The 24,429-nt window shown below is 64.5% G+C and carries 26 protein-coding genes; 11 read left to right on the top strand and 15 right to left on the bottom strand.

What is annotated here, in order from left to right; translation table 11 throughout:
* Positions 1-41: 41 nt before the first annotated feature.
* A complete protein-coding gene (locus ACPPVR_RS18425) occupies positions 42-290 on the bottom strand; it encodes a type VI secretion system-associated protein TagO (RefSeq protein ID WP_426615582.1) in 249 nt (82 codons plus the stop codon).
* A gap of 61 nt (positions 291-351) precedes the next feature.
* Complete coding sequence (locus ACPPVR_RS18420) at positions 352-546, bottom strand: hypothetical protein (protein WP_426615581.1); 195 nt, start codon at positions 544-546, stop codon at positions 352-354.
* 301 nt (positions 547-847) lie between these two features.
* On the opposite strand from ACPPVR_RS18420, the gene ACPPVR_RS18415 reads away from it, so the two are divergent.
* The gene (locus tag ACPPVR_RS18415) at positions 848-1,486 is read left to right on the top strand and encodes an HAD family hydrolase (RefSeq protein WP_426615580.1); all 639 of its coding nucleotides are present in this window, start codon (positions 848-850) and stop codon (positions 1,484-1,486) included.
* A 97-nt stretch (positions 1,487-1,583) separates the two neighbouring features.
* Here the strand turns inward: ACPPVR_RS18415 and ACPPVR_RS18410 are convergent, their stop codons facing one another.
* Positions 1,584-2,624, bottom strand: coding sequence for a phenylacetaldoxime dehydratase family protein (locus tag ACPPVR_RS18410; RefSeq protein WP_426615579.1), 1,041 nt, complete (start codon positions 2,622-2,624; stop codon positions 1,584-1,586).
* Positions 2,625-2,650: 26 nt separating this feature from the next.
* Entirely contained in the window at positions 2,651-3,667 is a 1,017-nt protein-coding gene (locus ACPPVR_RS18405) for a carbon-nitrogen hydrolase family protein (protein ID WP_426615578.1), read from the bottom strand.
* A 195-nt stretch (positions 3,668-3,862) separates the two neighbouring features.
* Between ACPPVR_RS18405 and ACPPVR_RS18400 the strand changes: the two genes are divergently transcribed.
* The 5 genes from ACPPVR_RS18400 (at position 3,863) to ACPPVR_RS18380 (ending at position 8,418) form a co-directional block, all read left to right on the top strand.
* Positions 3,863-4,819, top strand: coding sequence for a helix-turn-helix domain-containing protein (locus ACPPVR_RS18400; protein ID WP_426615577.1), 957 nt, complete (start codon positions 3,863-3,865; stop codon positions 4,817-4,819).
* Between the two features lie 169 nt (positions 4,820-4,988).
* The gene (locus ACPPVR_RS18395) at positions 4,989-6,014 is read left to right on the top strand and encodes an aldo/keto reductase (RefSeq protein WP_426615576.1); all 1,026 of its coding nucleotides are present in this window, start codon (positions 4,989-4,991) and stop codon (positions 6,012-6,014) included.
* Positions 6,015-6,105: 91 nt separating this feature from the next.
* Positions 6,106-6,267 (top strand): hypothetical protein, encoded by a 162-nt coding sequence (locus ACPPVR_RS18390; RefSeq protein WP_426615575.1) that lies wholly within the window; start codon positions 6,106-6,108, stop codon positions 6,265-6,267.
* Between the two features lie 149 nt (positions 6,268-6,416).
* Entirely contained in the window at positions 6,417-7,838 is a 1,422-nt protein-coding gene (locus ACPPVR_RS18385; protein ID WP_426615574.1) for an MFS transporter, read from the top strand.
* 130 nt (positions 7,839-7,968) lie between these two features.
* Positions 7,969-8,418: a translation initiation factor 2 gene (locus ACPPVR_RS18380; protein WP_426615573.1), complete on the top strand. Its 450-nt coding sequence runs from the start codon at positions 7,969-7,971 to the stop codon at positions 8,416-8,418.
* A 78-nt stretch (positions 8,419-8,496) separates the two neighbouring features.
* On the opposite strand, the gene clpA is transcribed toward ACPPVR_RS18380, so the two are convergent.
* The 3 genes from clpA to ACPPVR_RS18365 form a co-directional block, all read right to left on the bottom strand.
* Positions 8,497-10,905 (bottom strand): ATP-dependent Clp protease ATP-binding subunit ClpA, encoded by a 2,409-nt coding sequence (gene clpA / locus ACPPVR_RS18375; RefSeq protein WP_426615572.1) that lies wholly within the window; start codon positions 10,903-10,905, stop codon positions 8,497-8,499.
* 281 nt (positions 10,906-11,186) lie between these two features.
* The gene (gene clpS, locus ACPPVR_RS18370) at positions 11,187-11,519 is read right to left on the bottom strand and encodes an ATP-dependent Clp protease adapter ClpS (RefSeq protein WP_014494655.1); all 333 of its coding nucleotides are present in this window, start codon (positions 11,517-11,519) and stop codon (positions 11,187-11,189) included.
* Between the two features lie 731 nt (positions 11,520-12,250).
* On the bottom strand, positions 12,251-12,589 hold the full coding sequence (locus ACPPVR_RS18365) for a phasin family protein (protein ID WP_426615571.1): 339 nt from the start codon (positions 12,587-12,589) through the stop codon (positions 12,251-12,253).
* Between the two features lie 388 nt (positions 12,590-12,977).
* Here ACPPVR_RS18365 and ACPPVR_RS18360 point away from each other — a divergent pair, with 388 nt between their 5' ends.
* Entirely contained in the window at positions 12,978-14,789 is a 1,812-nt protein-coding gene (locus ACPPVR_RS18360; RefSeq protein WP_426615570.1) for a serine hydrolase, read from the top strand.
* A 226-nt stretch (positions 14,790-15,015) separates the two neighbouring features.
* Here the strand turns inward: ACPPVR_RS18360 and ACPPVR_RS18355 are convergent, their stop codons facing one another.
* On the bottom strand, positions 15,016-15,741 hold the full coding sequence (locus tag ACPPVR_RS18355; protein ID WP_426616130.1) for a DnaJ domain-containing protein: 726 nt from the start codon (positions 15,739-15,741) through the stop codon (positions 15,016-15,018).
* Positions 15,742-15,869: 128 nt separating this feature from the next.
* Between ACPPVR_RS18355 and ACPPVR_RS18350 the strand changes: the two genes are divergently transcribed.
* Positions 15,870-16,268 carry a DUF302 domain-containing protein gene (locus tag ACPPVR_RS18350; RefSeq protein ID WP_426615569.1) on the top strand — a complete coding sequence of 133 codons (399 nt, stop codon included), beginning with the start codon at positions 15,870-15,872 and terminating at the stop codon, positions 16,266-16,268.
* 28 nt (positions 16,269-16,296) lie between these two features.
* Complete coding sequence (gene tehA, locus ACPPVR_RS18345) at positions 16,297-17,289, top strand: dicarboxylate transporter/tellurite-resistance protein TehA (protein WP_426615568.1); 993 nt, start codon at positions 16,297-16,299, stop codon at positions 17,287-17,289.
* A gap of 4 nt (positions 17,290-17,293) precedes the next feature.
* On the opposite strand, the gene ACPPVR_RS18340 is transcribed toward tehA, so the two are convergent.
* The 3 genes from ACPPVR_RS18340 to ACPPVR_RS18330 form a co-directional block, all read right to left on the bottom strand.
* Positions 17,294-18,049: a VWA domain-containing protein gene (locus ACPPVR_RS18340; RefSeq protein WP_426615567.1), complete on the bottom strand. Its 756-nt coding sequence runs from the start codon at positions 18,047-18,049 to the stop codon at positions 17,294-17,296.
* 140 nt (positions 18,050-18,189) lie between these two features.
* Entirely contained in the window at positions 18,190-19,050 is an 861-nt protein-coding gene (locus tag ACPPVR_RS18335) for an alpha/beta fold hydrolase (protein WP_426615566.1), read from the bottom strand.
* A gap of 342 nt (positions 19,051-19,392) precedes the next feature.
* Positions 19,393-20,316, bottom strand: coding sequence for a division plane positioning ATPase MipZ (locus ACPPVR_RS18330; protein ID WP_426615565.1), 924 nt, complete (start codon positions 20,314-20,316; stop codon positions 19,393-19,395).
* Positions 20,317-20,599: 283 nt separating this feature from the next.
* On the opposite strand from ACPPVR_RS18330, the gene panC reads away from it, so the two are divergent.
* Both panC and ACPPVR_RS18320 read left to right on the top strand, forming a co-directional pair.
* Entirely contained in the window at positions 20,600-21,454 is an 855-nt protein-coding gene (panC, locus tag ACPPVR_RS18325) for a pantoate--beta-alanine ligase (protein WP_426615564.1), read from the top strand.
* A gap of 247 nt (positions 21,455-21,701) precedes the next feature.
* On the top strand, positions 21,702-21,995 hold the full coding sequence (locus tag ACPPVR_RS18320; protein ID WP_426615563.1) for a hypothetical protein: 294 nt from the start codon (positions 21,702-21,704) through the stop codon (positions 21,993-21,995).
* Positions 21,996-22,022: 27 nt separating this feature from the next.
* Here ACPPVR_RS18320 and ACPPVR_RS18315 read toward each other — a convergent pair whose 3' ends face one another.
* The 4 genes from ACPPVR_RS18315 to ACPPVR_RS18300 form a co-directional block, all read right to left on the bottom strand.
* Positions 22,023-22,463: a DUF1489 family protein gene (locus ACPPVR_RS18315; protein WP_426615562.1), complete on the bottom strand. Its 441-nt coding sequence runs from the start codon at positions 22,461-22,463 to the stop codon at positions 22,023-22,025.
* A gap of 42 nt (positions 22,464-22,505) precedes the next feature.
* A complete protein-coding gene (locus ACPPVR_RS18310) occupies positions 22,506-23,474 on the bottom strand; it encodes a hypothetical protein (protein ID WP_426615561.1) in 969 nt (322 codons plus the stop codon).
* Positions 23,475-23,637: 163 nt separating this feature from the next.
* Positions 23,638-23,841, bottom strand: a complete 204-nt coding sequence (locus ACPPVR_RS18305; protein WP_426615560.1) for a hypothetical protein — start codon at positions 23,839-23,841, stop codon at positions 23,638-23,640.
* Positions 23,842-24,028: 187 nt separating this feature from the next.
* On the bottom strand, positions 24,029-24,397 hold the full coding sequence (locus ACPPVR_RS18300) for a YidB family protein (RefSeq protein ID WP_426615559.1): 369 nt from the start codon (positions 24,395-24,397) through the stop codon (positions 24,029-24,031).
* Positions 24,398-24,429: the final 32 nt, after the last annotated feature.

The raw sequence follows: 24,429 nt of genomic DNA, 5'->3' as shown, positions 1-24,429 counted from the left end.
GGCACCTCGATGATTTGCTTGATGTCTGACAGCGCACGGCCTCAACAACCGCGGCAGATATTCTTTAGCTTCGCTGCCGTTTTCGCCTCTTCCGCAGTGAACGGGTCCGTATAGGCGGCCCGCGCCGCGTTGTTTTCGGCAGCAGTGGGTTGCTTCGTTTTTGGCGGAAACGCAGCGTCGTAACAGGCCAGCCGTCCGCTCGTGCTTTCGATCGCACGGCAGTCCAGATCTTTGGCGGCAGCACTTTGCACGAATGTGCCAAACGCCAGTGCGACAATAAGCAATTTCATGTAGGTATCGTTCCTTACGGAGGACCCGGGCGCGCCGTTTGACGAACCGCCGGGCGTCTCCTCATGCCTCGAACTGGTCAAACTCGTCAGCCAGCAAAACCCGGCCCTGTGGCGTGCAGATCCGCACGTCGATATAGCCTTCCTGCAACAGCTCTCTCGCCTTCTTCAAGGCAGCAGCCGTCGTGGTCCGGCCCAAGCTGACGAAGCCGCTTTGATCGCGTCCGCTCACCAGATATTGGAGCGGCGTCCTATCCATGCAGAAGAGCCGCAGCAGCCACCAGGAGCAACAGAAACAGCGGGACGATCACCGGCGGCACGATCCAGTCGGCCAGATTAAATCGAGGCATGCGCGCTCCTCCTCGTTCGGCGGGAGCGCTAGTGACCCTCAGTCACCGATGGATGCCATGGAAGGGCGGTGATCTCTTGACCCTACGCTCACGCCCCGCGAATAGCGAGCTTTAAAACGGCACGCGACATCAGCGAGGCGGCGTTGCCTTGGCCTACGGCCTCGTTTAGGTCAAGCAATCGACGGCAATATCAGCACGGGCACGGATGGCATGGTGACAATCTATTTCGATCTCGACGGCACGCTGACAAACCCGAAGCCCGGGATCACCCGCTCGATCCAGTACGCACTGGAGCGGCTGGGCCTTGCGGTGCCGAGCGAGGACGAGCTGACCTGGTGCATCGGGCCGCCGCTGCATGCCAGCCTGAAAAAAATCACTGGAACCGACGAACTCGCCGATCGCGCGCTGCTGCTCTATCGCGAGCGATTCAGCGATATCGGCCTGTTCGAGAACGAGACCTATGCCGGCATTGTGGACACGCTGGCAACGCTTGCCGCGACAACACCGCGCATGTTCGTCGCCACCAGCAAGCCCGCGGTCTACGCCACCCGCATCGTCGATCATTTCGGCCTGAAACCCTACTTCGAGCGCGTGTTCGGATCAGAGCTCGATGGCACGCGCGTCGACAAGCGCGACCTGCTCCGCTTCGCACTCGACGAGGCCAAGGTCGATCCCTGCGGCGCGATCATGATCGGCGACCGCAGTCATGACGTGATCGGCGCCAGGACCAATGGCATGACCGCGATCGGCGTGCTCTATGGCTATGGCAGCGAGGCCGAGCTGCGGGACGCCGGCGCGCATCACATCTGCGCCGCGCACCCCGAGCTGCTCGCCCATTGCGTCGCCTAAAGCGCGATGAGATTATGATAAATCGTCATCGCGCTTCAGGTTATTGTTTAAGCATGATCTTTTCGGAAAACCGCTTCGCACTTTTCCGGATCATGCTTTAGGCGCTGACGGCCTCGACCGCAGCCAGCATGCCCGTTTTCGAATGGCAATTCAGATATTCGAAGAACTGCTCGTCCGCAGCCGCGACTGTGACCTCGTGATAGAGCCGCAGCTTTGCTGACGGCCCGAGCGTCGAGAGATACTTCATCGCCGCGCCGAAGATTTTGACGTGAGTCGGATGCGACTCCGCCCAGCGCTCCAGCGTTGCGAGGCTCTTCCACCAGCTCTGGCCGTAGGACTTTTCGCTGACGCTTCCGTCAACCGAAAGCACTTGCATGTAGCGGTTGGTGTAGCAGCCGATGCCGAGGCCGGCGTCGCGCAGAAAATCCATGCCTTCGCGCAGCACCGGCTCGACGTCGTCGAGATAGAGCTTTCGCTCCGACGTCTCCGTGTCACTCCAGTCTTGCCCGGAGCGGATCAGGCAGAGATTGTCGTGTGCCTTCACCCGCAGCCGCGCGCCGTCGCGGATCAGCTCGGGGCCGCCACCCGGCGCCATCGCATCGGTCTGCGACAGCGGGATGCGGTCGCGCATACCGCCCCAATAGGCATGCTCCTGCACCTCGCCGCTCATGCCGTCGGCGATGACGGCGACACCCTCGGACCGGCCGAGCGAGGAGAACAACGTCTCGTGCCGCTCGACCGAGGGCCGCAACACCTCGATAAAGGTGCCGATGCCCTCGCGTGTCTTGCCCGTCCAGGCCTCACGCGCCGCCGCGAACCAGGCATCGAAGCGCGCAATGTCGTCCCAATAAGCAACCGATACGACATTCTCAAAGCCGGCCTGATCGACATAATGCGCGCGGTCCCAATGCGAGGGGCCGCCTTCTGCCGAGAAGCGCTCCACGATGTCCGCGAGCGCTTCCTTCGCTGCCGTCGATGCCGTGCCGCGATACTGCACGCCGAAATAGGCCATCACGACGCGGCTCACGGCGGGCTTGTAGCGCGCCACGAATGACGGATATGGCGGCTGGTAGTCGTCCGGCACGCGCTTGTGGCGGGTGCGCGTCGTCTCAAGGTGCACAGGAATTGCGGATTCCATGGCCATGCCCTCCGTGATCGCGGTGATCAGCTCGCCGCCGCGGCAATATCCGTAGGTTCGACAGTGTCGACCGGCAGCGCAAACTGCTCGACGCGCTGGTATCGCTTCTTGTTGAGCAGCAGCCGTGTGACGTCGGGACGCGAATAATGCCCGGCGGGATCAGCGGCGTTCTTGGCGACGCCAATGGCCCCGAGATCGATCTCGGCGATCAACAGCCCCTCCTGGTCGGGCGCGAGCTTGTCGCCGATCTGGCTGCCGTCGGGTCCGTAGATCGCGGCGAAGCCGCCGCCCACATGCAACAGCGCATTCTTGTCGGGCCGGTCGCAAAGCTCGTCGATCATGGCCTGCGACACCGTCGCGCAAGGCGCCAGCACGAAGCAGGAGCCCTCCACCGCATAGACGCGCGAGGCGGCGTTGTTCACTTCGGCGCCGAGCGCCGGCGCGAAGGGATCGTACAGCGAGAAGCTCGGCCAGGCCGCGACGTGCACCTGCTCGTTCTGGGCGTACATCGCGTATTTCGACAGCGGCTGGAGGTGCTCCCAACAACAGAGCGCGCCGATGCGGCCGATGTCGGACCGCGCGTGAACGGCAAGGTCACTGCCGTCGCCCTCGCCGTAGACGGTGCGTTCGGCATGGGTCGGCCGCAGCTTGCGGCGCTTTGCAATGGTTTCGCCATCGGGGCCGATCAGCCATTGTGCGAGATAGAGGCTGCCGCCGTCGCGTTCGGAGAGGCCGAGCACGGCCGTGAGCTTCGCCTTGCGCACGGCATCGCGCAAGCGCTCGGCCTGGGGACTGTCGTAGGACAGCGAGTTGTCGAAATAGCGCTGCACAAAACCGCGGCCGATCGCCCAGGCGGGCGAGTCCATCCAGATGTGCCAGGGGTAACCGGGGATGAACGCCTCCGGGAAAGCGATCAGCTTGGCGCCCTTTTCGGCCGCCTCCCTGATCAGCGCGATCGACTTGTCGATCGAAGCGTCGAGGTCGAGCCAGGCGGGCGCTGCCTGAACCACAGCCACCTTGTATTTCGGATGTTCGATGCCCATTGCCGCCTCCATTGCCGGTTGATCGGAGACCAGGTCCGATGCAGTCTATTGAGCCAGGCGGGCGGCCGGCGCTCGACCACGACGGAACAAAAACTCGACCGGACGGGATCGCCGCCGCGGTACGGAACTTGCCTGCGGTCAGGCTGGATCTGCGCCAACATGCGGTTTTGCTGGATGTGAAAGGGAGGCTTGCCGATGCCAATCCAGTTCACGACGGACGGCAGCCCCGGCTACCGGCGGCTCGCCCTGTGGCAGGACATCGTCTGCGACGTCTTCGTCGGGCTCGACTGCAAGTCCGACCTCGGCAGCGCCTTTCACGGCTCGGTCACGCAGGCCTCGCTCGGCAAGGCGGTATGCTCCGACGTCAGCTCCGACCGTCAGCACGTGTTCCGCACGCCCTCGCGTATCGCGCGCTCGGATCAGGATTTTGTTCTCGTCGCGCTCGGCAATCGCGGTAACGGCGGCGTGGTGCAGGATGGCCGCGAGACCGTGATCCATCCCGGCGAGTTCGCGCTCTATGACACCACGCGGCCTTATGAGCTGAAGTTCAGCGATACGTTTACACAGACCATCTTCAAGGTGCCGCGCGAGATGTTGCGGCGGCGGCTCGGCGGCACCGAGGCGCTCACCGCGATCTCATTCGGCGCCGACGTGCCGCTCGAGCGGCTCGCCTATGATTTCATCTTCAAGCTTTGCCAGAGCGCGGACCGGCTCGCGCCGAGCAACGCCGCCGCGCTGTCGGAGCAGGCCGTCGATCTCCTGGCATTGGCGCTCAGCGAGCGGCTCGGCCAGACATCGCTGCCGTCCTCGACCCATCGCTCCGCCCTGCTCTACCGGCTCAAGGCGCATATCCGCTCTCGCCTCTCCGACCCTGATGTCTCGCTGGCAGAGACCGCCGCCGGACTTGGCATCTCACCGCGCTACGTGAACGATCTCCTCGCCGACGAGGACACCTCGTTTCAGCGTTATGTGCTCGCCGAGCGACTCGCCCAATGCAAACGCGACCTCGCCTCGCCCGTGCTCGCCCACCGCCACATCAGCGAGATCGCATTCGCCTGGGGCTTCAACGATCTCTCGCATTTCGGCCGCGTCTTCCGCGAGCATTTCGGGATGTCGCCACGCGACTTCCGGCAGAGCCAGTTGCGGCATTGAGGCTACCGGTGGCGCGATTCCGAACCGGGCACGCCCAACTCTGACCAAACAAGGATCTGGCGGAGCAGACCCGCCATGTGCGCGTGCATGGGTCCGAAGCGCATGCCTGCGTTACTATCCGGCAACGGGACCGCTCGGATCAATCAGCGGTCAGCCGAGGAGCATATCGATGGAATACCGACGCTTGGGCCGGTCCGGCCTCATGGTGCCCGCTTTGAGCCTTGGCACTGGCACGTTCGGCGGCGTTGGCCGGCTCGCGGCATGGGGGACGACTGACGCGACCGAAGCGCGGCGCCTGCTGGACATCTGCCTCGAGGCCGGCGTGTCCATGTTCGACACCGCCGACGTCTATTCGCTCGGCGAATCCGAGCGCGTTCTCGGGCAGGCCATCAAGGGCCGCCGCGATAAGGTGCTGGTCTCGACCAAGGCAACATTCCGCTTCGGCGACGGACCCAACGATGTCGGCTCGTCACGGCAACATCTGCTCGCGGCCATCGATGCTTCGCTGAGCCGGCTGGGCACCGACTACATCGATTTGTTCCAGCTCCACGGCTTCGATGCATTCACCCCGCCTGAAGAGGTGCTTTCCACCCTCGATGTGCTCGTGCGCGCCGGCAAGATCCGCTATGTCGGCGTTTCGAACTTTTCAGGCTGGCACCTGATGAAGTCGCTCAGTGTCGCCGACAAGCACGGCTTTCCGCGCTACGTCGCCAATCAGACCTACTATTCATTGATCGGCCGCGACTATGAATGGGAGCTGATGCCGCTCGGCCTCGACCAGGGGCTAGGTGCGGTCGTGTGGTCACCGCTCGGATGGGGCCGCCTTACCGGAAAGATTCGCCGGGGACAGCCGAAGCCCGAAGTCAGCCGCCTGCCCAAGACGGCCGATTTCGGGCCGCCCGTGCCCGACGAGCACGTCTATCGCGTCGTCGAGGCGATCGACGCGGTCGCGAAGGAGACAGGCAAGAGCGTCTCGCAGATCGCACTGAACTGGTTGCTCCAGCGCCCGACGGTCGCGACGCTGATCATTGGCGCGCGCAACGAGACGCAGCTGCGCGAAAATCTCGGCGCGGTCGGCTGGTCACTGACCAAGGAGCAGATCGACAAGCTCGACTCGGCGAGCAAGGTGACGCTGCCCTATCCGTACTGGCACCAGCGAACGACCTTTACCGATCGCAATCCGCCGCCGGTCTGATTGACTTCGTCCGCGGACTCCGCCTCGATTGAGCTGCATCAAACGGCTCTGCGCCGGCCGTGGCATCGTGCGGGCCTTGCGAGGCCCCACGATGCGCCGATTTGCCATGAAGGCCCTGTTCACGGCCCTCAATCTCAACCGCGGCGGACGGGCGCGGATCGATTGGGATCGCTGCGCCCTGATCATCTCGACGGCGGTGACGCTTGGGCTCATCGCGCTCTACATCCTAGGAAAGTCGACATCGCGCTGGTGAGGCTGCAAAATCCGTCCTGACCCATGCCCCATGGCGCCGGGAGACTCGCTCCCGGGACAGGAACCGTCCGGGTCCTGCCGGGTTGCGATGCATCCCGTAATTTCCTAATCCGGGGATCAATCACGGCTCGAATCAAGCGCGCCTCCACCATGTCGTCTGTCCAGATCGAGCATGCCGACGGCCTGCCCCAGCCGCAACGCAACCAGGCAGTCCTGACCATTGCGCTCGGCATCATCATGGCCGTGGTCGACAGCGCCATCGCCAATGTGGCGCTGCCGACGATCGCGGCCGACCTGAATGCGAGCCCGGCCTTCTCGATCTGGATCGTCAACGGCTATCAGCTCGCGATCACGATCTCGCTGCTGCCGCTGGCGTCGCTGGGCGAGATCGTCGGTTATCGCCGCGTCTATCTGGTCGGGCTCGTGCTGTTCACGCTCGCGTCGGCCTTCTGCGCGCTGGCGCATACGCTGCCGCTGCTCACGATCGCGCGCATCATGCAAGGGTTCGGCGCGGCCGGCATCATGAGCGTCAATTCGGCGCTGGTGCGCTTCACCTACCCGCGCAGCCTGCTCGGACGCGGCATTGGGGTCAACGCGCTCGTCGTCGCCTTCTCCGCCGCCGTCGGGCCGACGATCGCGGCGGGCATCCTTGCGGTCGGCAGCTGGCCCTGGCTGTTCGCGATCAACGTCCCGCTCGGCGTGGTAACGCTGGTGCTCGGCCTGCGCAGCTTGCCGCATACGACGCCCGCGAGCCATTCCTTCGACTGGCAAAGCGCGGGTCTATCGGCGATCACCTTCGGCGTCGGCATCGCCGCGATCGACAGCGTCGGCCACGGCGAGGCGACGATCACCTGTCTCGTCCAGTTCGCCATCGCCATCGTCGCAGGCGCGCTGTTGATCTACCGCGAAACGCACATGGCCTCGCCGCTCCTGCCGGTCGATCTCCTGCGCATTCCCGTCTTCGGGCTCTCGATTGCGACCTCGATCGCCTCGTTCTGCGGGCAGATGCTGGCCTTCGTTGCGATCCCCTTCTACCTCCAGAGCCGCTTCGGCTATTCGGCCGTGCATATGGGCCTCTTGATCACACCCTGGCCGATTGCGGTGGCCTTCGCAGCGCCCCTCGCCGGCCGTCTCGTCGAGCGATATCCGGCCGGCCTGCTCGGCGGCATCGGGCTGACCCTGTTCGCCTGCGGCCTCGGCGCGCTCGCCTTCCTGCCTGCGGCCCCGACACCGCTCGACATCATCTGGCGGATGGCGCTGGCCGGCGTCGGCTTCGGCCTGTTCCAGACGCCGAACAACCGCACCATGATCGCAGCCGCCCCGCGCGAGCGCTCCGGCGGCGCCAGCGGCATGCTCGGCACCGCACGGCTGCTCGGCCAGACCACGGGCGCCGCGCTGGTGGCGCTGTTCCTCGGCCGCTATCCGATCGACGGAACCCGGATCGCGCTCTTGACCGGCGTTGGATTTGCGCTCTGCGGCGCAATGCTGAGCATGCTGCGGCTGTCGCCCGCGGGCGCGCGCGGCGCCGAACATGTCCGTGTCCAGGACGACCAGCGCCTGCGGGGCGAATAGTTGGGCCCACGCTCAGGTCCCCGCCATGTCAGCACACAACCCGTGCGTGGCTTAACTATCTGGATCAGTGAGGTATTGCCCTCGCGCTCTAGTTGCGCTTCACTGGCCGCGGGACAAGGGGCATTTATTAGTGCGTTCAATTGGAATTGTGACGCTCAGCGTCATGCTGGGCGGCTGCGCGTCTGTCACGCGCGGCACGACAGAGAATATCAGCATCTCATCGACACCATCTGGCATAGAAGCTGTTGTCAGCGGAATGGAGGTGCCGACCACCTGCGTGACGCCCTGCTCCGTGGTCGTCAAGCGCAACGCCGACATCTCGATTGCCTTCCAGAAGGAAGGCTATGAACCGCAGATCGTGCCGCTCAGCCGCGACATACAGACCGGTGGGGCCGCCGGCTTTGCAGGCAATCTTCTTCTTGGCGGTGTCGTCGGCATGGGCGTCGACGCCGCGACGGGTGCGGCAACCGATCACAAGCCTAATCCGGTCATCGTGACGATGCAGCCGACCGTCCCGCACGCAGCCCCACGCGCTCCGAAGAAGCCGCGTCCGCCACCCGCGCCCGAGGCCGGAACGTAAGGCCACTCTGCGACCCGACATCGGCGTCAACAAAAAGGCCGGCTTTTCAGCCGGCCTTTTCGATTGATGATGCGCAGATCAAGCCTTGACCAACGGGCCTTTCGACGTCGGCCCCTTGGAGCCGCCGGGACCGCCCGGCTTGTTGGGCTTGCCTGGCGGACGCTTGCGGGCGGGCAGCTTTTCCTGCTTCGGCGTGACCGGCCCCTCGACGAATTCGAAGCCGATCTTCTCCTTGGTCTCGTCGGCCTCGTCCTTGACCAGGACGACGCGGACGTGGCCACCGCCCTTGAGCTTGCCGAACAGCACCTCGTCGGCCAGCGGCTTCTTGATGTGCTCCTGGATCACGCGGGCCATCGGCCGCGCGCCCATCTGCTCGTCATAGCCGTGCTTGACCAGCCAGAGCTTGGCGGGCTCCGACAGCTCGATGGTGACGTCGCGGTCGCCGAGCTGCGCCTCGAGCTGGAGCACGAACTTCTCCACCACCGTGCCGATCACTTCGACGCTGAGATGGCCGAACGAGACGACGGCATCGAGGCGGTTGCGGAATTCCGGCGCGAACTGACGGTTGATCGCCTCGTGGTCGTCGCCTTCCCGCTTGGAGCGCGTGAAGCCGAACGCCTGCTTGGCGAGATCCGAAGCGCCTGCATTCGTGGTCATGATCAGAATCACGTTGCGGAAGTTGACCTGCTTGCCGTTGTGGTCGGTGAGCCGGCCGTGATCCATGATCTGGAGCAGCACGTTGTAGAGATCGGGATGCGCCTTCTCGATTTCGTCGAGCAGCACCACGCAATGCGGATGCTGGTCGACGCCGTCGGTCAGCAGGCCGCCCTGATCGAAGCCGACATAGCCGGGAGGCGCGCCGATCAGGCGCGACACGGTGTGCCGCTCCATGTATTCGGACATGTCGAAGCGCAGCAACTCGACGCCAAGAGACGACGCGAGCTGCTTGGCGACCTCGGTCTTGCCGACGCCAGTCGGACCGGAGAACAGGTAGCAGCCGATCGGCTTCTCCGGCTCGCGCAAGCCTGCTCGTGCGAGCTTGATGGAAGCGGCCAGCGATTCGATCGCCTTGTCCTGGCCGAACACCGTGCGCTTCAGGGTCTGCTCGAGATGCTTGAGCACCTCGGCATCGTCCTTCGACACGCTCTTCGGCGGGATCCGCGCCATCGAGGCGATCGTGGTTTCGATCTCCTTGATGCCGATGGTCTTCTTGCGCTTGTTCTCAGCGACCAGCATTTGCGCCGCACCGGACTCGTCGATCACGTCGATCGCCTTATCGGGCAGCTTGCGGTCGTGGATGTAGCGCGACGACAGCTGGACCGCAGCCTCGATCGCCTCGTTGGTGTACTTCAGCCGATGGTAGTCCTCGAAGTAGGGCTTTAGACCCTTGAGGATCGCGATCGCGTCCTCGACCGTCGGCTCGTTGATGTCGATCTTCTGGAACCGGCGCACCAGCGCGCGGTCCTTCTCGAAGTGCTGGCGGTATTCCTTGTAGGTCGTCGAGCCCATGCAGCGAATGGTGCCCGAAGCGAGCGCCGGCTTGAGCAGGTTCGAGGCGTCCATCGCGCCGCCCGACGTCGCGCCCGCACCGATCACGGTGTGGATCTCGTCGATGAACAGGATGGCGTTGGGATGTGCCTCGAGCTCCTTCAGCACCTGCTTCAGGCGCTCTTCGAAGTCGCCGCGATAGCGGGTACCCGCGAGCAGCGTACCCATGTCGAGCGAGAACACGGTCGCAGCCGCCAGAACCTCCGGCACCTCGCTGTCGACGATGCGCTTGGCGAGACCTTCCGCGATCGCGGTCTTGCCGACGCCGGCCTCGCCCACGAACAGCGGATTGTTCTTCTGCCGGCGGCACAGCACCTGGATCGCGCGGTTGATCTCGGAATTGCGTCCGATCACCGGATCGATCTTGCCGTCACGCGCCTTCTTGTTGAGGTTGACGCAATAGGTATCGAGCGCCTCGCCCTTCTTCTTGGCGTCCTCGTTACCCTTGGCCTCGGTCTCCTCGTCGACGCCGCGTACGGGCCGCGCTTCGGAGACGCCCGGCCGCTTGGCGATGCCGTGGCTGATGTAGTTGACCGCGTCATAGCGCGTCATGTCCTGCTCTTGCAGGAAATACGCGGCATGGCTCTCGCGTTCGGCAAAGATCGCGATCAGCACGTTGGCGCCGGTCACCTCTTCGCGACCGGACGACTGCACGTGGATCACTGCGCGCTGGATCACGCGTTGGAAACCGGCGGTCGGCTTGGCATCGTCGGCACCGTCCGTCACCAGATTCTCGAATTCGGTCTCAAGATAATTGACGAGGCTCGTGCGGAGCTTGTCGAGATCGACGCTACAGGCGCGCATGACGGCGGCTGCATCGGAGTCGTCGATCAGAGAGAGCAGGAGATGCTCGAGCGTCGCGTATTGGTGATGACGCTCGTTTGCGATCGCCAGTGCACGATGCAGGGATTGTTCAAGGCTTTGGGAAAAAGTCGGCATTCGCGTCCTCTATGGCCCCCACCATCATGATCGCCATCGCCCGGTCAGGCAACAACAACCTTTGTCACATATAGTTATACTAGAGCCCGGCGAAAGAGCGGTTCCGCGACTCGGCACCTGCGGTATTTTCGATGCAAAACCCGTTCCGATTTGGGCGGGACTGGCGCCGGCGCCGACTTCCGTAGTTTTGCCTGCCCACGGCGCGCGTCGCGTACAGGCATCACGCGACGATCACACAGCGGCAAACGCAAGAGCATGCTTCGGACACGCGGCGACGTGCCTTACTTCTTTTCCATCACGCATTGCAGCGGGTGCTGGTGCTTGCGGGCGAAATCCATCACCTGCGTCACCTTGGTCTCGGCGATCTCGTAGGTGAACACGCCGCACTCCCCGATGCCGTGATGATGGACATGCAGCATGATCTTGGTCGCGGCCTCGATGTCCTTCTGGAAGAACTTCTCCAGCACGTGGACGACGAATTCCATCGGCGTGTAGTCGTCGTTCAGAATCAGCACACGGTAGAGATTTGGCCGCTTGGTCTTCGGTTTGACCTTGGTGATAACCGACGTGTTCGGACCCGTCGGGCCCCCCGAACGGTTCTCGTCGTTGCTCATCCGGGGAGCGTGGGCGGCGGCGGCCGCGGGCAGGTCTAGTGTGGAAGTCAGTTGCGGCATGGCTCAGGCGTTCAAATTCCCCATGGAAGCGAATGACGGTACGCCGCGCGGCCCCGCACTTGGGAGCCTTGCACAGTCGCGCCGCCTTGTTGGATCGCCGCTTCCAACCGGTCCGGTCCAAGCCGGCTCGGTTGCAGGGAATATGGGCCCGCCCCCGGCTCGCCGCAAGCGTGCGAAGGTCCGGCCGATGCGGTCGCGGGGCCCGATTCCCGGTGCGGCGATCCTGGCGAAGGTTAATCAATCCGGACCGATTTGACAAAAATTTCCGCCCGATCGTTTAGAACGTGTTGACCAGGAACCTCTCGTTAACGTGGTGCGACGGTTTCGTGCTGGATACCTCCGCTTTTCTACGGGGCCGGGCACGTCAAAAAAGCGTCGGCGCGGAACACCAACTCCTCTTGCAAGGACCGCACAGCAGACGACGGCGCGGCAACGTCACGATCCGATACGGCACAGGTGAACCCCGGCGATGCGAGTCCAGCGTGCGTAATATTGCGCCAGCAGCACCGACAAGTTCTATCTGATCACCTCGGCGAGCCAGACCATCTCGGTGTTCATCGGCACCTCACCGTCGAAGCCGCGCGTCGCACACTGACGGATTCGTCGCTCCCGAACAAAAAAAGCCCGGCTGAACGAGCCGGGCTTCTTGATTCCAGGACTTCCGGAAAAAATTAGTTGGCGGCCGGGGTGAACTTCGACACGACGGTCTCGACCGGCTTGAACGCCTGCTTGGCAAGATCGCTGTAGAGGCCGGCGATCTTCTGCGATTCCGCGACGAAGGTCTCGTAGGCGGAACGGGCGAAATCGGTCTGCGCTTCGACCGCCTTGTCCAGCGACTTCACGCCGGAGAGCTTCTCGACAAAGGACTTGGTGTCTTCGAACGACTTCTTGGTGTAGTCGCCATAGGCGCTCGCGATCGCCTGGAGGCCGTGCTGCACCGAGGTCGCGGAGGCAACGTACGTCTCGAAATGCTCTTTCCCGTAGTTCTGAAAGTCTTCAACCTTGAACATCTTGGAATCCTTTTCCCTGACTCTCGTCCGGAAGCCCCGGCTCCCTGACTCTGCCCACAATTAGTGCAACGCACAAAAAAGTCAAGAATCTTGTGCGACGCACAAAAATAGATGCAAGTTGCGGAGATTCCCGGGCTTTCCCGCAATGCTTCCTTAAGATTTTGGAAACCGCCGCCCCCTACCCTGATTCCCTGGACGTGTTCAGCTTCCGCAGACGGTCGAAAGCCGTTTGAGAACATCACCTTAGCCAGAATAGCGGCTCAGGCCCAACGTTCCCCGCAGCGAGCACTGGCGGAGGAACAGCTTGAGCAGGTAATGATCCCGGGTCCGCAGGGCACAATTTCGCCTCACGAGCCGGTGATCAAGTCACAAACGGGGACGGGGTTCCATGCTTCGTAACAACTGGTCTTCCTCGCGCTTGGCGCGGGTTGGCGTTTTCGGGCTTCTTACGGTCACCACAGCCGTCATCTTCACGACCGATGCCGCCGATGCACGGCGCTATCGGCGCCATTACGCGCACCATCGGGTGCAGCGCGATGTCTCCGAGAGCTCCAGCCCGCAATTCGCGTCGATCATCGTCGACGGCAATTCCGGCTCGGTGCTCCAGTCGACCAGCCCCGATGGGCTTCGCCATCCCGCCTCGCTCACCAAGATCATGACGCTCTATCTGCTGTTCGAGCGCCTCGAGTCCGGCAAGATGAAGCTCGACACCGAAATGCCGGTGTCGCAGCACGCCGCCGATCAGGATCCGACCAAGCTGAACTTGCGGGCAGGTCAGACCATTCGCGTCGAGGACGCGATCAAGGGTCTCGTCACCCGCTCAGCCAACGATGCCGCCGTGGTGATCGCGGAAGCGGTCGGCGGCGACGAGGACGATTTCGCGCAGATGATGACGCGCAAGGCGCGCTCGCTCGGCATGTCCAAGACGGTCTACCGCAACGCCAACGGCCTTCCCAACGACGAGCAGGTCACGACCGCGCGCGACCAGGCCACGCTCGGCCGCGCCATCCAGGAGCGCTTCCCGCGCTACTACCGCTACTTCTCGACCTCCACGTTCAATTGGCACGGACAGTCGATCCGCAACCACAATCACCTGCTCGGCAGCGTCGAGGGCGTGGACGGCATCAAGACCGGCTACACCCGCGCCTCCGGCTTCAACCTCGTGACGTCGATGCGCCGCGGCAACCGCCACCTGATCGGCGTGGTGCTGGGCGGCCGCAGCGGCGGCTCGCGCGACGCCATCATGCGCAACCTGCTCGCGGAGAATCTCGAGAAGGGCGCGACCACTCACACTGTCGTGGCGGTCACCGAGCGTAACGGCGCCGATGCCAGCATCGACGTCGCCGACGCATCCGACACCCCGGCCCGCCCCGCTCCGCAGGTCCAGGCTGCAGCCGTAGCAGCCCCCGAGGCACCCGCGCCACGTCAGGCCTCGCGCCTGTCGGCGCTTGCCGCTGCGACGGCTGCGATGCCGCCGGCCCAGGCAAAGCCTGAAGCCAGGCCCACTGAGTCCAAGATCGAACCGGCGCCGCTCACCAACGGCGTGATCTCGAGCCAGCCGCTCGCCCTCATTCCGGGCTCGTCCGAGCCAATGAAGCCGGTCCGGGTCAAGACGGTTCAGGTCAAGGCGGGCACCGTGAAGGTCGCTTCCGCCGCCCCGACGCAAGTCGCGCCGCTGGTCACCAGCACGATCATGCCCCGCAACGACGTCGCGGAGACCTCCGGCGCTGTGGTCGCCAAGGCCGACATTATCAACAAGCCAGAGCCCGCCAGGGCCGAGGTCGCCCGCGCTGAACTGCCGCCGCAGCCTGCCGGCTTCGGCACCGGCAACGGCATCCTCGGCGTGCTGCCGTCCGCTACCGCGCCCGCACCTGTGGCCGCGAAGCTCGCCTCGGCCGATCCGGCGCCGCAGCCGATCCAGATGAGCGCCACGACCAGGCCGGTCGTCACCCATAGCGGCTGGATCGTCCAGGTCGGGGCGCTGGAGAGCGAGAACGAAGCCCAGCAGCGCATCGATGCCGCGCGCAGCTCCGCCCGCGGCCTGCTCAGCAAGGCCGATCCATTCACCGAGCCGGTCCTCGCCAAGGACAACCGCAAGCTCTACCGCGCCCGCTTCGCCGGGCTCGAGCGGGACCAGGCCGAAGCCGTCTGCCGCGCCCTGAAGCGCGCCGACATCTCCTGCATCACCGTCCGCAACTGATCTTCTCCAGCATTCCGAACAAAATGCCCGCGGCCAGCCGCGGGCATTTTTGTTTTGGGGCGGCCCGGTGACGCAAAGTCAGTTCGGCGACAACCTCTCGTCAACAATTTACGGTTAAATTTTCACTCAAGGGATCGACCACGCCAAAAACGGCGGGCATCGGGGCGACGGCAGACAGAGCAAGCGGAGTTCACGCGGTACGGGCGTTTGTAGCGTAGTGCCGGAGTTAGCCGTTATGCGTACGAAGCAGAGTATCCTTGGCCTCGTTTACACGGGCAGCGAGGTACGTCGAGCCCCCCTGGTCGGGATGCAGTTTCTTCATCAGGGACTTGTGAGCCCGGCTGATGTCGTCACGCCCCGCCCCCGGCTGCAAGCCAAGGATCTGATAGGCTTCCTCCGCCGTCATTTTGCCGCTCGCCACCGTGGGGCGCTGCCCCCCTGCCGCGTCGCCCTGCGCGTTCTGACGCCAGGCGGGAAACCGGCGGTCCAGATAGCTTTCAAGTAAGGCCACGCTCTCGGCATCGAACGCCGGGACCATCGCCAGCAGGCCAGCGAGATCGAATTCGTCGAGACCGCGCCCGGCGTAGGGCCCGGCGACGATTTGGCCTGTGAGCTGGCCGGAATCGTGGTCGAGCCGCATGTCGAGGAATTGCGAGCGCACGCGCGAGGTCTGGCTGGACGAGCGCGCCGCGCCGCCGCCGAACAGTCCACCGATATTGCCGAAGCCCGCGTTCGCCAACGGCGTCCAGCCCAGCAGCCCGGCGCCGAATATTCCGAGCGGAATCGCCACCGCCAGCTCGCCTCTCAAGCCGGTGAAGGCAGCAACCGCAAGCGCCACCACGCCGCCGCCGATCTTGACGGTACGCGCCAACACCGCTGGATTCGCGGCGCGGAACATCTGGAGCAACAGATAGATCGTGATGATGGCGACAACGCCGGCGATGAGTGTCATGGGCGTGAATATAGTCGTCCTCTTGTCAAAAAGCATGGCGTCGTTTCGCGCGTCCGCAATCGGCAGATGACACCAGACCGTTGTTCGCTCGATAGTCCGGCGCGATGCGACCCGAACGGAGCTGCGAGATGGGCGTAGATGGATTGGTGGCGCTTGCGAGCCCTTATGGGCCTCGGGAAACCATGGACCGGCTCGAGACAGAGCTGACGGCGAAGAGCCTGCGCATCTTCGCCCGGATCGATCACACCGCGGGCGCGGCGGAGGCCGGCCCTTCCCTGCGGCCGACGGAAGTCATGATCTTCGGCAACGCCAAGGCTGGAACGCCTCTGATGCAATCCGTCCAGTCGATCGGTATCGACCTGCCGCTCAAGGCGCAGGTCTGGGAGGATGCCGCCGGCGCCACCTGGCTATCGTACAATGATCCGGCATGGCTTGCGGCGCGCCACGGCGTACCGGCCGATATGGTCGTGCTCGGCAACATGTCGGCGCTGCTCGCGGCGGTGACGAAGGCGGCAACAGCGTCCTAGTTCGTCCAGGCGGAGATTGGGGGAGACGATGAGCATCGGGTTTAGGCCACCGATCGTGCCGGCCGCCTTCTTCGGCATCGTGCTTGGGCTCGCGGGCCTCGGCAATGCCTGGCGCGCTGCGCACCAGGTCTGGCATCTGCCGGCGATCGTCGGCGAGATCCTGCTCGCGCTCGCGTCCCTTGTCTGGGCGCTGCTGCTCGTCCTCTTCGTCCTGCGCTGGATCCTGGCGCGCGCGGAATCGCTCGGCGAAGCCCATCATCCCGTGCAGTGCTGCTTCATCGGTCTCGCCGGCGTGTCAACCATGCTGATCGCGATCGCCGCCGAGCCCTATTCCCGACTTACCGCCGAGATCCTGTTCGGCCTTGGGGCAGCATTCACGCTCGGCTTCGCATTGTGGCGCACGGGACTGTTATGGCGTGGCAACCGCGACCACACCGCAACGACGCCTGTACTGTACTTGCCGACGGTTGCTGGTGGCTTCGTCACCGCCGCGGTCTCCTCTGCGCTCGGCTACCCCGATTGGGGACAGCTCGCTTTCGGCATCGCGTTGTTCTCCTGGCTCGCGATCGAGTCTGTGCTGCTGCACCGGCTCTACACCGTCGCGACCCTTCCGGTTGCGCTGCGGCCGACGCTCGGCATCCAGCTCGCGCCGCCCGCGGTCGGAGCCGTCGCTTATCTCGCAATCGATGGCGGCGTGCCGGACATGTTCGCGCACGCTCTCGTCGGCTACGGGCTGATGATGGCGCTGCTGCTGCTGCGCCTGTTGCCATGGATCATGGAGCAGCCGTTCTCGGTGTCCTATTGGGGCTTCACCTTCGGCGCCACCGCGCTTGCAATCGCACCAATCCGCATGGCCGGACATGGCGACACCGGCGCGATCGCGCTGCTCGCGCCATATCTGTTCGCGGCTGCCAATATCGTGGTCGGGCTGATCGCGCTCGGCACGTTGCGGCTGATCCTGCAAAGACGCCTGCTGCCGCCGGTCGCGGCACCGCCTCCGGCGCAAGCCGCTCCCGCTTAAGCTGCTACTTCATCTGCCCGATCAGCATGGCCGCGCCACTTGCGGTCTTGGACAGTTTCAACAGCGCCTCACGGCCGCCGGCGGCGTAGGCCGCGGCCGCGCGCAGCAGTTCGCGCAGCTGCGCCGCCGCGCCGGGATCGAACCGGCACCAGGCGCCACCCGTCAGGCGCGCGATCTCGCGAAAAGCCTGCTCGGCCACAATGTCATGGCCTTCCTGAAACAGGAACACCGGCACCTTGAGCATGCCGAGCTCACCGGCCTTGGCGCAGAGCTCGTCAACTTTCTCCTCCATCGCATCGCCGACGAAGACCACGGCGCGCACGCCAGATGCGACCGCCTCGCGCCGTGCCTCCGTCAACACCTTGCCTATCTGCGTATCGCCGCCGCGGCACTCGATCTTGCTCATCAGCGTCGCAAGCTTGCCGCTGTCGGAGATCCACCCGGTGGCGCGACATTCATTGTAGCCGCGATAATAGACGAGCCGGATGTCGAGACTGCCGAGCACGGACGCCTCGCGGAACATGTCCGCCTGAAGCGAGCAGGCCATGTCCCAGGTCGGCTGCCGGCTCATCGTCGCGTCCAGCGCGAAGATCAGCCGGCCCTTCGCGCCGGGCGCATGCGGCGATAGCGCACGCGCCCTGGCGACGAAGGCGGCGACATCCTCCGAAGTCGAGGTTTGTGCCTGCGGCAGCGCGCCGTCGCCTTCGGCCTTCGCAGCCACTGCATCGCTATTGCGCGGTTTGATTGGTTTATCGGACATCTCTGGTCGCGCTTGGTCTCAAGCCACCAATGTGGATAGCGCACCCTGCCCGGTCAATGTGCAAAGCCTCCGCAGGCGGATGCCGGCGGAGGCTTCGAAACTTGCTTCCAGATATGACTGGTCGATCAGCTCTAGAGGATTCAGCTCTTGGCGGGCGCCATCAGGGCAACCGGACCGGGCTCAAGTATCTTCGGCGGAGACGACGAGGTATCCACTGGCGCGATTGCGCTGTCGGTGTCGCTCAGGAATTTATCGAGCATGCCCTGGATCGAGTTCTTGGCGTCATCCGGGCCGGTGTCGCGCATGTCGTTATGCTGGAAGTCAGTCTTCACAACCTGAATACCGGCCTTCTCGCACTCCTCATCGGTCGGGATCACGCCCGGATCGGTCTTGAATTGCGGATCCTTTGAGCGGAACGACAGGATCTTGAACTTGCCGGCGGTCACGAACGGCACGCGGAGATTATCCAGCGTCACCACCTTCTTGACCTCGTCCGGATACTGCTTGGCGAAGTACATCGTGATGTCGCCGCCCATGGAGTGGCCGACCATCGTCACCCTCTCGTAGTCGGCGTTGGGCTGAACCTTCTTCATCTCCTGCATCGCGAGATGAATATTGGCGACACCGCGCAGGATCTGCGGCAGCCGGCCGACATAGAGTTCGCCGGGCTTGGTTACCATCGGAGGATCGGTCGGCAAATCATGCTGCGGGCTGACCACGAGGTAGCCGCGCGCGGCAAAGGCGTTGGCGAGGAAGCCGTACTCGGTGTTCTTGACGGTGTTGCCGTGATTGATCACAGCGACCGGCATCGTGATCATGCCGGCATTGGCCTGCATTTCCTTATCGCGGCGGATCGCGATGTCGACAGGCACGGGACGGTTGTCGCGCGAGGGATCGTAGAAGGTGATGGTCTCATGTTTGATCGCCCACTTGCTCGCCGTGAAATAGGCGACGCCGCAGAGGGCACTGACACACACCAGAACGGCAATTCCACGCTTCATTTTCGTCCTCAGCCTCAGGCTTGTCTCACCTGAAGTCCCTGTCGAAACCGTGTTTGTTAGGGGAGCTCTTTGGCTCCCTCTCGCCTATTCCCTAATATACGTCACAGCCGCGTGACAGGAAGGCCAAATATTGTGATTTGGCAGCCCTTTCATTGTGCGACGCACACTTTTATTGGGCACCCTCTTCTCATACCGCTACGTCAGGGTGCAGGTCACCATCCGACGCAACTGGTCTCGTTCGGGTTCAATTTCGCGGTAAATACAGGATGAAAACGACTTCGCACGAACTCGGTTCCGGCGGGAACCGGCGGCCGTTGTCGGCTGGAAGTAGCGGCGTACCGTCTAGGCTTCGAGGATGTCGTGGACCTCGAGCGGCTTGTCGACCTGGCTGAACCACTCGGCCCGGTTGGCCGCGCGGCGGCGACCGCGCTCGTCGAGGGGGAGCTTGAGCTGGCGGAGCAGGCTCGTCACCTCCTCCCGCGCGGTCAGGTGGCCAAGGTTAGGCCGCATGCCGAGCGTGGCCTCGTCGATCTCGTCGAGCGCAGTCAGGCCGCGCGGGAAGAATTCGCGGTAGACGACGCGCTCGGCAAAGCCGTCGACGTAGCGGAAGCCGAGCCGCAGCGACAAATCCTTCAGGCCGTCGGCGACGAGCTGCTTGTTGCGCGAGCCGAGCATCGACAGGCGATTGCGCACGACGATCCAGTCGGTGCTCGCGCCGTCAAGCTGGCGGCGCTTGCGGCGGGTGTCGCGCACCATCTCGGCGTAGTGGCTTTCCCCCGTGACCGCATAATTGGCGGGATCGACCGTGCCGAGCACGTCGAAATCGAGGAAGCTGTCGTTGATCGGCGTGACCAGCGTGTCGGCCATCGAGTGTGCGAGCCGCATCAGGTAGCTGTCGGTACCGGGTGTATCGATGACGATGAAGTCGAAACTCCTCTCGACCGCCGAGACCGCCTCCATGAACTGCTGGAACTCGGAACTCTCGTTCTCGGCGATCTGCATGGTCTCGCCGAGCTTGATGCAGCGATGCACCGGCAGTTCGAGGTCGAGCCTGGTGCGGCGCGCCCAGGCGGAGCGGTTGTTGATGTAGTGGGTGAAACTCTGCTGGCGGCAGTCGAGGTCGATGGTAGCGACGCGCTGGCCGGCCTTGAGGAGCGCAACCGCGATGTGCAGGGCGGTGGTCGACTTGCCGGAGCCGCCTTTCTCGTTGCCGAGCACGACGACATGCGCCGTGCCGGATTGGCCTTGGCTAGCCTGCACAAGCATAGCGATCCTCAACACCCCTAAGGAATATCTTCGAGTTGACCGCGTCTGCGGTCAAGTGAAATGCGTGACAGGACAACGAAATCGCAGTGCGCCGTTTTTCATCATGAATTGCGTCGCCGTGTCGCGTCTGTGATCCAGCCCACAACGTCGCGACATCCCGCGGGGCGCTACGCGGATGCTGTGCCGCATGTCGATGCATGGCGTCCACGGCCGCCGCTTGTTAAGGTTAGCCGGTCGCGCGATCGGCCGCGCCCAACTCCCTGCCCAGCCCTCTCGAGTCCTGATGTCACCAAGCCCCTTGATCGCCCGCACGGTCCCCGCGCTGCGGCGCGCCGTCGACAATCTTCGCAAGCGAAAAGCCACGGTCGCGCTGGTGCCGACCATGGGGGCGCTCCATGACGGGCATGTGTCGCTGGTGCGCCTGGCCAAGCGGCGCGCGAGCCGCGTCGTGGTCTCGATCTTCGTCAACCCGACCCAGTTCGCGCCAACCGAGGATTTCGGCGCATACCCTCGAACCTGGAAGGCCGATATCGCCAAGCTCGCGGCCGAAGCCGTCGATATCGTCTGGCACCCCGGTGTCGAGGCGATGTATCCGGAGGGTTTCGCGACCCGAATCGTGCCGGAAGGTCCGGCGCTCGCCGACCTCGAGGACCGCTTCCGCCCGCACTTCTTCGGCGGCGTCGCCACCGTGGTCGGCAAGCTGTTCACGCAATGTCGGCCGGATGTTGCGATCTTCGGCGAGAAGGACTTTCAGCAATTGCGGGTGGTGGCGCAAATGGCGCGCGATCTCGACCTCGGCGTTAAGGTCATCGGCTCCCGCACGGTGCGCGAGCGCGACGGGCTCGCGATGTCCTCACGCAACGTCTATCTCTCGGCCGACGAACGGCAGACCGCCACCACGCTCTACCGCGCCATGAAGGAGAGCGCCGGGCGCATCCAGGCCGGCGAAGCGATCGCGCCCGCGATGGCGCGCGGCGCCGAGATGATCAGCGCGGCCGGATTTGCGCTCGACTATTTCGAAGTCCGCCATGCCGAGACGCTGGCACAGGTCACCTCGCGCAAGGACGGGCCGCTGCGAATCCTGGTCGCGGCCAAGCTCGGCACGACGCGGCTGATCGACAATATCTCGGTGCGATAGCCGAGGTTGATCTTACACCTCGCCTCAACTTGCCCCTGCCGTTAGGCTCGTTCCCTCGCCATAGCTGGGGCCCATCGAACCTCAACGTTGCGACCAGCATGGGCCGCATCCTGCGCGACCACGGCCTGGACGCCACCGCGGGCACGACCGAGGTCGAGGCCTGCGCCGGCAGGCCGGAGGCGGATTGTTTTGCGCTGAAGCGCCAGGGCGGGCCGCTCGACGCTGCCGTGTCAGTGCCGGACCCCGCGTGCGATCTGGCCTGCGTGTTGTCCTCGCCGGCGGCGTGCATCGCAGCCTGCCTGAAGGCGCCAGGGTGGTGCTGAGTGGCCGCTCCATCCGCAACCGCCGCGCGCCCAATGTCTCGGACGAACAGCGCGAGAGCCTGACGGTGATTTTTGGCGAGCAGTATCGGAAGTACCTGCTCGAGATGGGCGTCGAACCCGGGCTGGTCGACATCGTCGACAGTCTCGACGAAGGCGGTCGTCCGTTCGTGGTGCCGCCGTCCGACGTGGCGCGGCTGCATATCGTCACGCCGCCTTGAGCAGCCTTTTCGGAGCAGTCCGATTGCTCAGAGCAGTCCGAGATCGCGCAACTCGCGCCGCATCGGCTCCGGCATCGCCGCGATGGAGCCTGCGGCGGACTTGCCGAGATCGGATGGCACGGAATCGTCGGCGAGATAGCGCCAGCCCTGGAACGGGCGCATCGGCCGCGGCGACACCGAGATCACCTTCGGCTGCATCACGATCCGGCAGCGCCCAATGCCGTCCTTGTCGCGGAACGGCTCGATGCCGATGATCTTTTCGCGCGCGGCGACCTCGCCCTTGATGACCCAGTAGAGCGAACCGCCGGCGAGGATCTCGGCGTCGCGCTTGGGCACCATGCGGGTGATATGGATGTGGTGTTGCGGCAGGCCCTTTTTCTTGGCCGTCTGCATCCGTTCGGCAACCCAACCCTTCAATTCCTTGATGGAGTCGCAGCCGACGGCAAGCTTGATCAGATGGAGTGGCATGGCCCAGCATTAGCGGGCTGGCCGCGGGTTTTCAAAGCCGAACTACTCGTTATCCGCAGCCGCGGGAGCCGAGGCCGGCGGCGGCGCGAGCGGAACCGGCGCAGCTACCGGCGCGCGGGCGGCCTTCGGCGCCGGCGGCTTCTTCGCGGCCGGTGCAGCAGGCGCTGCGGCCTGCGCGGAGGACGCGGCCGGTGCGCGCGGCGCTGATGCAGTGGCAGGCGCCGGGCGCGTCGCAGCCGTCGGCGGCTCCGGATTCATGATGCTGACCGGCGGCGTCGACGAGGCACTCGGGAACTCCGCATTGGTCGGCTTGCCCGTCGGCAGCCCGGCAAGTGCCCCCGAAGGCGGCATCGCCGGCGCCGCTGCTGGCGCGTTCCAGGCCGGCGCATAGCGCGCGACCAGCATGTCATAGAGATGCGCATCCATATTGGCGGCGACCTGCTGCTGATCGGTCAGCGAGCGGAAGACGGCACAATCGAATTGGGTGCAGCCATCGCGCGCGACCAGCACCTGCGCGACGAGACCGTAGCGATCGCGCTCCAGCGCCTTGCGCAGCACCTTCATGTCCGGCGTCAGGCTCATCTCGGCGGTCGCGGCATCGCCGAGCGCGGTCAGCCGGTCAATCCTCGCCGCGGTGTAGGAGACGGCGGCAGCCGCAGCATCCGGCGAGCCGAACAACGCCTTCTCGCAGCCGGTCAGCACGGCTTCGCCGGCGAGACCGTCGAGGCAGGACAGCGCCGGCAGATTCGCAGTCGCTGCGGCCTGTGCGCGGGCTTCGTCCGGCGCGTTGCGGCCCACCGGTCCGTAGATGCGCATGGTCGCTGCCACCGCAATGCCGATGGCGAGCAGCGTGATGACGGTCAGCGCGCCGTTGGCGACCGACTTCTCGGCGCGCACGAGCGTGATCAGGAGAATCAATCCGAAGAAGCCGGCAGCCGCCAGCGTTATCCACATCGGAAAGGCCGGCGAGCGCCAGATTTCGTCGAGCGAGGTGGCCCATGCCCAGTTCATGCGCGACGTCCCCTCACGCGAGCAGAGAGCGAATGGTCAAAGCGATCACCGTGTGTCGGCCACTGCCGCCGGGCCCACCTTGTTGAGGTGAAGCGGGCCTTTTGACGGCGAGCAGAGCAAATTCGTCAGCGACGTCAATGCGCAGTACCGTAACGTCAGCGCGTCAGGAGGGTGCGAGCTGGCTTTCCTTGGCGACCCGTTCGAAGGCCTCGGTCGAGCTCTTGATCCGATACTGGCAGTCGTCGCCATCCGTCGGCAGCAGGCGGATGATCTCATACGCGCCGCTGGCAGCCGGGCGCGCGACGTTGCTGGCCGTGAACAATACGCGCGTTCCAATCGGGAATTTGTGCTTCAACACCCTCTCCATCACTCAAACAACGCCTGCCTCGCCCATGGTCCCACTGCGGCGGCCGGCCGGAAACCCGGGCGTTGTATAGCACGCATGCGGCGTTTTTGGCCAGCCTCATGCGAGCATGGCAAACACACCAATTTGGAAGCCTTTTCAGGACGATAACGGGAACAAAGCCCCCCGGTAATACCGCTGGAACCACCCCTCAGGCGGTATGGGGCAGATGGCCCTCCGGGCTGGCCTGATCCACCGCCTTGGGCAGCTCCTGGGCCAGGATCTGGCCCAGCTGGTCGACCGGAATGTTGTAGCGGGCGGCGAGCTGGCGGACCGTGTCGTTGCCGAGGACGGCGCGGAGCTGGTCGGCCGAGATCGGCAGGTTTTGACCATTGCCGAGCCAAGATTTGACCTGGTCACCGAGGCCCGCCCGCTGGAGCTTCGCGACGATCGCGCTGAGGCCGCCCTGATTGTTGCTGCCGAGCACTTCGTTCATCACGGCGGGCAGGACCGCCGCGCCGAGCTGGCCGAGCGCGCTGCGCAATGCGGGGTTGTTTTCCAGCGAGTCCAGAATTCCCATAGCCGAGCCCTCTCCTTGCGGATTGTTCCATC

The sequence above is a fragment of the Bradyrhizobium sp. McL0616 genome (genome assembly GCF_049993385.1).
GTDB lineage: Bacteria > Pseudomonadota > Alphaproteobacteria > Rhizobiales > Xanthobacteraceae > Bradyrhizobium.
Note: the sequence above shows the minus strand (reverse complement) of the source record. Positions and strands in the feature narration are given on the sequence as shown.